Source organism: Arthrobacter sp. SO5 (assembly GCF_020532805.1).
Lineage (GTDB): Bacteria > Actinomycetota > Actinomycetes > Actinomycetales > Micrococcaceae > Arthrobacter.
In genome coordinates this window covers 1-8,147 of the sequence record NZ_MQTQ01000024.1, presented here as the reverse complement: position 1 = coordinate 8,147, position 8,147 = coordinate 1, and the positions used below count along the sequence as shown (strand labels likewise).

Annotated in this window: 10 protein-coding genes; 4 read left to right on the top strand and 6 right to left on the bottom strand. The window is 61.0% G+C overall.

Going from position 1 to position 8,147, the window contains the following annotated elements:
• Positions 1-594 (top strand): transposase (locus BJG92_RS04505; protein WP_232082829.1); only part of this gene is annotated, 594 nt, incomplete at its 5' end.
• 233 nt (positions 595-827) lie between these two features.
• On the opposite strand, the gene BJG92_RS04500 is transcribed toward BJG92_RS04505, so the two are convergent.
• The 3 genes from BJG92_RS04500 to BJG92_RS04490 all read right to left on the bottom strand — a co-directional run bounded on the left by BJG92_RS04500 (position 828) and on the right by BJG92_RS04490 (position 2,947).
• Positions 828-2,069 (bottom strand): UPF0158 family protein, encoded by a 1,242-nt coding sequence (locus tag BJG92_RS04500; RefSeq protein WP_232082828.1) that lies wholly within the window; start codon positions 2,067-2,069, stop codon positions 828-830.
• A gap of 117 nt (positions 2,070-2,186) precedes the next feature.
• Complete coding sequence (locus tag BJG92_RS04495; RefSeq protein ID WP_232082827.1) at positions 2,187-2,600, bottom strand: hypothetical protein; 414 nt, start codon at positions 2,598-2,600, stop codon at positions 2,187-2,189.
• Entirely contained in the window at positions 2,597-2,947 is a 351-nt protein-coding gene (locus BJG92_RS04490; RefSeq protein WP_232082826.1) for a PadR family transcriptional regulator, read from the bottom strand. The genes BJG92_RS04495 and BJG92_RS04490 overlap by 4 nt, the downstream gene beginning before the upstream one ends.
• Positions 2,948-3,374: 427 nt before the next feature.
• Between BJG92_RS04490 and BJG92_RS04485 the strand changes: the two genes are divergently transcribed.
• Together BJG92_RS04485 and BJG92_RS04480 are read left to right on the top strand one after the other, a co-directional pair.
• Positions 3,375-3,521, top strand: coding sequence for a hypothetical protein (locus BJG92_RS04485; RefSeq protein WP_232082825.1), 147 nt, complete (start codon positions 3,375-3,377; stop codon positions 3,519-3,521).
• Between the two features lie 119 nt (positions 3,522-3,640).
• Positions 3,641-4,000: a hypothetical protein gene (locus BJG92_RS04480; RefSeq protein WP_232082824.1), complete on the top strand. Its 360-nt coding sequence runs from the start codon at positions 3,641-3,643 to the stop codon at positions 3,998-4,000.
• An 819-nt stretch (positions 4,001-4,819) separates the two neighbouring features.
• Here the strand turns inward: BJG92_RS04480 and BJG92_RS04475 are convergent.
• Complete coding sequence (locus BJG92_RS04475) at positions 4,820-5,092, bottom strand: DNA gyrase subunit A (RefSeq protein WP_232082823.1); 273 nt, start codon at positions 5,090-5,092, stop codon at positions 4,820-4,822.
• Positions 5,093-5,218: 126 nt separating this feature from the next.
• Positions 5,219-5,653, bottom strand: coding sequence for a hypothetical protein (locus tag BJG92_RS04470; RefSeq protein WP_232082822.1), 435 nt, complete (start codon positions 5,651-5,653; stop codon positions 5,219-5,221).
• Between the two features lie 134 nt (positions 5,654-5,787).
• Here BJG92_RS04470 and BJG92_RS04465 point away from each other — a divergent pair, with 134 nt between their 5' ends.
• Positions 5,788-6,216: a hypothetical protein gene (locus tag BJG92_RS04465; RefSeq protein ID WP_232082821.1), complete on the top strand. Its 429-nt coding sequence runs from the start codon at positions 5,788-5,790 to the stop codon at positions 6,214-6,216.
• A gap of 1,303 nt (positions 6,217-7,519) precedes the next feature.
• Here BJG92_RS04465 and BJG92_RS04460 read toward each other — a convergent pair.
• Positions 7,520-7,807: a hypothetical protein gene (locus tag BJG92_RS04460; RefSeq protein ID WP_232082820.1), complete on the bottom strand. Its 288-nt coding sequence runs from the start codon at positions 7,805-7,807 to the stop codon at positions 7,520-7,522.
• Between the last annotated feature and the right edge of the window lie 340 nt (positions 7,808-8,147).

The following is an 8,147-nucleotide window of genomic DNA, read 5'->3' as shown; positions in this document are numbered from 1 at the left end:
GCACCCGCCCAGCTACGAGAACAGCTGCGCCATTTGAGTACGACCGTGCTGATCACGACGTGCGCCAGGATGCGACCAACTGGTGATCTCGGTGACCCGGAATATGCCACGAAGATCGCGTTGCGTCGACTGGCGCGCCGCCACCAACACCTCACCGAAGAAATCACCGACGCCGACGGCGAACTCAAGGAGCTCATCACCGTAGCTGCACCACACATGCTTGCTCTTCCTGGTGTCGGCACTGAAGTCGCCGGGCAGCTGCTCGTCACCGCCGGCGACAACCCGGAGCGGTTACGTTCCGAGGCCGCCTTCGCGCACCTCTGCGGAGCGGCACCTATCCCTGCCAGTAGCGGTCGAACCCACCGTCACCGACTCAACCGCGGCGGCGACCGCGCCGCCAACAACGCCCTCTACATCGTCGTGCTCGTCCGACTGCGCTACGACGCACCTACCCCCGCCTACGCTGACCGGCGTACCCAGCAAGGCCTCTCCAAACCCGAAATCATTCGTTGCCTCAAACGCTACGTCGCCCGCGAAATCTACGCCGCCCTACAACCCACCCACACGCAAAAAGAACTCATCAAAGCCGCTTGACGATCTATAGGAGCATCGGTCCTTCACCAGGCACGGTGTGGTGTTCCGCATCCTTGGAACCAGGATGACCCCGGTGGGACACTCCCCCGCCGACCGCAAACGGCAGCCCGCCGCGTAACTTGGCCGTCCAGTATGTTGTCCCACAACGCCCGCCACAATCACCGTCACAGGTGCAATCTTCGGTACGGTGCGGGCGGCACGGTCTTGCGCCGGCGCTGACCGGGCCCGGCTCGTTAGCCCACGCGGATGCCATTATCAGCGAGGAACTCGCGGGCACGGCCCATCTGGCGGTCGGTGGAGAAGGCGTACCACTGTTCACTAAGGTTCTCGCCGTGGACGAGGTCGCGGAACCGGAAGAAGGCACCTTTGCCCTCGATCGCCCGCTCCAGCCGCTCCCGGAGGGCCTCATCGCGCTGCCGCTCGGCGAAGGCCGCCATGTCCCGCCAGCCGTTCCGCGAACCGGTGCGGTCGAGCCGAAGCCAACGGTCCGGCTCCTCCTCAATGTCGATGGCGGCGCCCTCCCCGACCATCATCGGGTCAGTGGCGCTGTCGTCGTACACCTGCCCGGTACGCAGGTCGAGGTAGCCACCGGTCGACAGCTCGGGATCCCCTTCCAGCACGGTGCTGAGCATGTCCAGGTCTACCGGCACCACGCAGCCTGTCAGCGGCTCGCGGCGCAGACCGGCCAGCAGGTCCTCGGCCAGCAGCCGGTCACCAGGGCCGCCGCGCCAAGTCAGCCGGTTGATGACCGACAGTGCCACCGGCTCGGCGTCCCGGCGTCTCTGCTCCAGCGCCATCGGTATGCCGGCCCCCACTTGTTGCAAAGCGTCATCGATGTCGTGTCCCGTCACCGCCGCGAGGAAACGGCCCGCATCTGTTGCCGCGGTGGCTTCCCGCAGCTCGGACAAGTCGAGCCCGGGCACCTGCACCTCTGCGGGCCACGCGTGAAGCAGCATCGGGTGTGGCCGGCCCGGTTTCCCTGGCGCCCGGCTCTCCCCATCGTCGGCAGCCCACCGGCGCCCGTACTGGTCCGGGATGCTGCCCCAGCCCCAGTACGGCAGTGGGGCATCAGGACGGACACCCAATACCTCCAGCGGGTCGACCTTCACCTCCCCGACCACACACCGGTGCATCCACGCGTCACCGAGATCGAACGTGAACTGAAACTCATCCCCCGGCTCCACCGTCCGGGCGACCTTGGCAGCCGCGATGTCGATTGGCGCGATGATCGGCCCGCGGATCGACGAAGCCATTTCGGTTCCCGTCTCTTCGTCAGTGATTACCCGGCCGTCGGTCAGAGTGAACACTGACAAGTGCGAGCGGTCCCACCGGGCGAAAGCATCGTTGATGGCATCGGCGAGATCCATGAAGGTGTGCGACGGTCCCACGGCGAAGATGCGCCCAGGCCATGGCCACAACTCCTCACCACGACCACCGAGCAATTCCACCGTCACCGACAACCAAGTTCGTGCCATACCCCAAGGATGGCATGTGCCGCCGCTATCCCGTTTGAGGATCCTCAACCGGGCGCGTAAGGCCGGGTTGACGAACCCTCCAGGATGTTGTCGTGGATCTTCTTCCATACCCCCTTTTCAAGTGTCCTGCCGGCTGAGATCCTCAGCTATCCGTTCAGGGAGCCGCCGCTGCAGCACATTGCTCCACGCGACCAGGGCGAGTGTCACGAGGACGGTCGCCCCAAAATAGATCAATGTTTCGGGGAAGCCGAGGGAGATGCCGAGGACCTGGCCTGCGAAGACCTTCGCGCCGATCAGGACCATCAGCACGGCGGCAGCAAGGTAGCCGACCTTCGATCCGCGGGAAACCGTGCGCCCCTTCGGAAACCGTTCTGCGTATTCCTTGGGGCTGCCGAAAGCATCTTCAGGACGCGCACCTGTCTCCTGCAGGTGGCTCTGGAGTTCTCGGAGCAAATCGGCGACCTGGTCCTCGCTGAGCTTGCGCTGGCGGAGTCCCAGCGCAAGGGCTTTAAAGTAATCCAAGGTGGTCATGCCGGGTTCCCTTCCATTGTCAGTATCGCCGCTACTCTTGCCGTGAATTCCTGCCAGGCACCGGAGGTCTCGCTTAGCCACGTCTCCCCTTGGGGGGTGATGGTGTAAAACTTGCGGCCTGGACCTCCGTGGCCTTCGCGCCATTCGGAGCGGACCCTTCCGTCGGCCTCGAGCCTGTTGAGTACCGGGTAGACGGTGCCGCCGCCGATGCCGGGAAGGCCCCGCGCGCCCAGATCCTGCACAATCTGGTAGCCGTAGGACTCGTTCCGGGTCTGGACCTGCTGCAGGATGCACGGTGCCAGGACAGCCCGGATCCAATCGCTGGGCCACTTTGGATCATCGCTCATGTCTAGACGGTAACATCGTCTAGTTTGCCTGGCAATCTAGTATGGCGGCCAGACACTGAAGATTGATGCCGGTCTCCGGCTTTTCTTTTGGTTACCCCGACAAGTGGCCGATCTCCGTTGACCGCGATAAGCATCGGGCCCACATGCGCAACCGGATCCGTAGTTATACGCAAAATGACCGTCATGAACACTGGCGCAGGCGGCTTCTGAAGAAAGTGTCGGGAGTGCAGATGACTCCTGACAATCTGGTGACAGCGGTCCGGTCCGGTGCACTCGGCTCTCCGAAAGTGGCACCTGCCGGGGATCCCGGTCCGCGCAGGCACAAAGGGTGGTTTCTTGGCGGATGCCCGTGGGTCGGCGACTTTTTCGGGGTTGAACGGAACGGATACCGTCGCGATCTATTGCGAGTTCAATTAGAGTGACCGCCATGACTGAGACCCTCGCCCCTCCCTTTGCTGTTGCCGCGGCGACAACCCGTCAGCCTGACGTGATGAAAGGATGCGCCCGGCTGGCCATCCACGGGGAGGCCGTTTCGGATACGGTGCACACCTACTCCACAGAGCGGATGTCCTGATGGCGCAGAGCAGGGCACTTCCTGGCACGACTATCAACAAATGACTTCATGGTCCGAACGGGGAACCGGCTTATTTCATACAGACGGTTCCAGTGCGCCCAGGTCAGCGCCTTCGGGTTGTGTTCGAAGAAGTCAATGCCCCGTGGCGGCAAGGAATGTTCATCGCGACCGAAGGCAGCCTGACCCTCGCTGACGTGACCTCCCGAGCCCTAGTCCTGTGGCACGACAGCACTCCTCCGGAAGTCGAGATTGATGTTGTTGAAAGCAACGGCACAATCACGATTTACAACGTCTGGGACTCCGGGAGGAAACTTGGACGGTTTGAGTCGCAGAAGGCCACTTCCGGAATGCTCGTCGAACGTATTGAACCTCACGGCTGGCGCTACCGCTGCAATGACATCGGCTTCGATCCAGATTTCAAGAAGCTAGTCGTGCGAATGGAAGTTGTGGACGAGGCACCTTCCGACGCCAGCTCCTGACGATCGAGGCAGCCAGACGAAACACGGCCATCCGCGGGCAGAGTGGCCCCGACCACCGGTTGGGCGCCACTACCTTGACAGGCTCAATTGACCTGCAAAAGCGGCCGACTATGGTTGCGGTTCAAAGGCAGTCACTTTACGAAATCGTCTGCACAAAATGTCCAAAGTCGTGCACGGTCCACTACATGTCCGAAAGGGAAACCTCTACGGGACCGACAGCTGCTCCTGAAGTGGACGGGTGTCTCGGGTAGGCTCGGGACACCAAGCCCGAGGGGGCAGCCGCATGGAACCCGAGCATTACAGCAGACCAGACAACGATCACACCACCAGCGGTGAGCCCGCTTCCAAAACGTCGGAACAGCAAAGGCGAATCAAGTTCTCAGCCTGGCTCGGTATTGGCCTCGCCATATTCATCATGGTTCCAGCCGTATACAGGCTTGCCACAGAACCGCCTCGCTGGCCAGACACCATATTCGTGAGCGTTGGAGTAGGGCTGATCATTTTTCACTCTGTCCGGGTCATCCGCCTACCCAGGGGTAACTAGGCGGTCCCCGGCAGGCTCTGGACGCCAAAGAACGGCAGTAGGGGTTCGAGCGTTTGCATCGTCCAGAGGGCGAATGAGTTTCTTGTGCTTGTCCCAGGCGAAGACGCAAGGCTCGTCTGGAACGAGGCACAGAGGACGAGTCCTCGTTGCCGGCCGCGCGGAGGGCTCCGAGCTGAACCCTCCGCGGCACCGTCCCCTAGGGGATCGGATTGCGGGCATCCCAGTCACTCGAGCCGCGATGAAGGAAGCAGCAATTGATGGACGACGCCGAGTCTTCAGCGCCCATCAGGCAGCCTTGATCTAAGTTCTTCTGCAAAGGAAGCGATGGCCTGACGCCGGTCTCGGGTAAATGCTTTCGCCTGCAGGTCCAGGACTGCCCGGCTGCCAAGCTCGCCCAAGCCCAACAGCTGACCCACCCGACGGATCGCTTCGTCCTTGTCCTGTGAATCCTCAATCACCTTGAAGACCTCGTCCCGCCGATCCATCGCCTGCACCAGAGCCTCGTGGAGCATCAACTGCTGCCTCATCTGTCTCTCGTCCTCATCCATGAGGCGATTCTCGCACGACAAAGGTAGAGGACATGAAGTCCCGGTACGGGATCCTTGACCGGGCGCGCGGCACCATGACGTCCCTTCGAGGGTATCCGCCTAGCGACGCTCTCGGGATAAGTCCAACTAGTTGCCGACAACGGCGTATTCGCCGTTCAATTTCTCGGCCAATCGTTCGATGCTGGAGCTTGACGGCTGGCCACTCGCGATTTGGCTGAGGTCAACAACCATCCAATTGCTTCCTCGAACGAGAGGGATTTTGCCCTGGCTTGAGTCAGCCCACGTTTGATAGCTCTTCTCAAGAGCGTCCTGATTCGGGTAGAGGTCTATCTGAACATTTTCCGAGCAGAGTCTCTGAGAAGAAGTGAGACGACCGCCATCGCCCATAGGCACGACCGGGTCGCCAACAGGTTTTGAATCGCAGCCCAGGACGTCATCGACGGCAGCGTAGGCCTCATCAATGGAGCCAAAAGATTTCAGGTCTTCGCGTCCAAGCTGCTGCCCTGCGCATCCCGTGAGCGGGACCGCCACGAGAGAAAACGCGACAACGATTTCCAGCAAACGACTGCACTTCATCACTTCTACCCCCCAAGGTTATTGATGGCACTATTCCACACTGAGCCCACGCCGGAAAGCGATCCCCATATGGACGCTGTCTGGCTTCGACGTCGAAGTGCCTATGCGTAGATTCCGGGATGAACGTCGGAGCGGTCGGCTACGAGGGTTTCCAGACGGGGATCATCCACCAGAGCCGAGATGCATTCTTCGGAACCAGCGACGTAGACAGAATCAGCGTAAAGATCATTTCCAACGCACCAGGTTTGGTCAACCGGCCACCACCGCACACTGCGCCTGGAGCCTTGTTCATCGAACGCCTCTGTTGCAGCCTCGACGGGTCCTTCGAGGAGGAACATCTCCCGCTCGGGAGGAAGGAGGACCGCAGGGGCTCCGGCGAACTCGTCCCTGATGTCGGAGTAGCCTACCCAGGCGGCGAAGCAACATTCGTCGGGCGTGGTCGTGTGCCGGCTAAGAACGTCTGCGAGGGCAGATGCAACCTCGTAATCGAGTGTCCCGAAATCAACATTGATCTTCTCACCCGTTTTGGCCTCGTAGTCCCGGCATAGACGGTCCCCAACGGCGGCACCGTTCAAGGGAATGCCCAACTCCCGCGCAACGGCGGCCCAGGAGAGTTTCCGTCCGGCGGCGCCGACAAGGGGATTTAGAACACGAACGACTGCCGGAAAAGTCTCTGGCGCAAATGTGCTCACGAGAAGGGGAGGCCCCGGAAAGCCGCGGGCCAGCCAATCCGCAGAAGATGCGGAACTGGCAGGAGCCAGATTTGCTTTCATGTATCTGCTCCGATTCTGTCTGGGTGATTCTTCAGTCCCTAAAGGATCACCCTAACGGGCGCCCCTCCACTGCTACCGAGACGTACACCGGTCGATGAACTGTTCAGATGCATCACGATTGTCCCGCACAGGGTTCCCCATAAGGAACGGCAAAACCGCCAAACCGCCAAACCGCCAAACCGCCAAACCGAGCTACGAAAAACCGCCAATTCCAACCAACAGGCGAACGCTAACCAGCATGCCGGTCCATCCCGTGAAGGACCTTTTGCAGATCGCGTTTTGATTGCCTGAAATCGACGATCGCTGACCGCTGCCTATGACGGCATTCAGCCTCGACACGGGTCACGCCCTCCATGTCGTGGAGGGTGACAACGATCGTTTCGCCCCAACTAAATGCGGAAGCGCGAGCTTCGATCAGGAGTGTTGTCGATTCTCCACTCAGCAGGTCGAATCGTCGATCAGCCCGGACATTGCCCTTGACGATCTCCTTCGCGGCATCGGGAGAAATCGGAGGTGAATACTCGGCCTATAGAAGTTTGGGACCGTGTGATGCCTCTTGCTGACCTCCACCTGGCTGTGCCTTCTTTCTTGTGGATTGATTTAGCCGGCGGCCGAGCTACGTCGGAGATACGTCCTGGATGCTGGCATCCACATCAGCACCGCACCGGCAAGACTCAGGACCAACCCCGCAACTACCAGCGGTGTTGGTGCGGCACTCAACGCACCTGCCAGGGACAAGATGGCCACGATGGACAGAACAAACCTGGCCCAATGTTCGCCTCGCAAAAGCCTGCATGCCGCCCAGGATTGCAGGACCGTCACCAGGAGAACCAGTCCCATGGTGACCGCGAACAGATCGGAGTCTGTCGGCCACACGGCCATCACGATGGCCGGTACGACTCCTGATACGAGCGCACTGGCAAGCCAAAAGTAGGTTGATGCTCGAAGGACCGCAGGCGCGTCGCCTACAGCCCTGTGTTCAGCAAGATGGTCCATTTTGAAGTCCCCAATCTTCACACAAGCTGCGCCACTTGATGGGCGGGCGCGAAATCCCAAGATTACCTCGGTGCGTCGAACGCTATGCGGCCGGTTCTTCCTCCGAGACAGGCTTCTGGGCCGGCACGATTCCCGCGGTGGAATTCAACCTGTCGATCTTGCGCAGGGCCCGGACGATACTGCCGAGAATCAGGAAGATGCCTCCCAGGAGCAGGAGGCCCCCGCACAGCCCGAGCAATGTGTAGAAGTCCTCATCGCTGCGGTATGCCGCATCGGCAACCCGGCCTCCGAGCGGGACGAGGAGTATCCAGCCGACGGGCACCAGGAGTAATCCAGTGACAAGAACCTGTGCGTTGTGTGTCCGAGCCATTCCATCCCCCAGAAATTGTGAATCCCCAGAGTAGCCTGCGGCGAACTCCGGCGGGTTCTGCAATGGCCAGATCAGGACTACGCGACGGGAACCGTCTGGGTCCTTCGGAGCTGGGCGACGCCGATGACAGTGAGGGCCGCTGTGCCTAAGAGAACGAGAACCAACAACCCAGACGAGTGTGGACATTCCCTGCAGACGACTTCGGAAACTGACAGTTTCGATGAACGCTATCGATCCCTGAATGGCGGCCGGTGAAGGGACCGTTTTTTGGTTGCTGGCAAGCTCGCTTGCTCGGCGGCCGACGGAGCCCTGTCTACCCGCAGGGCAAGGGGCCGGAAAT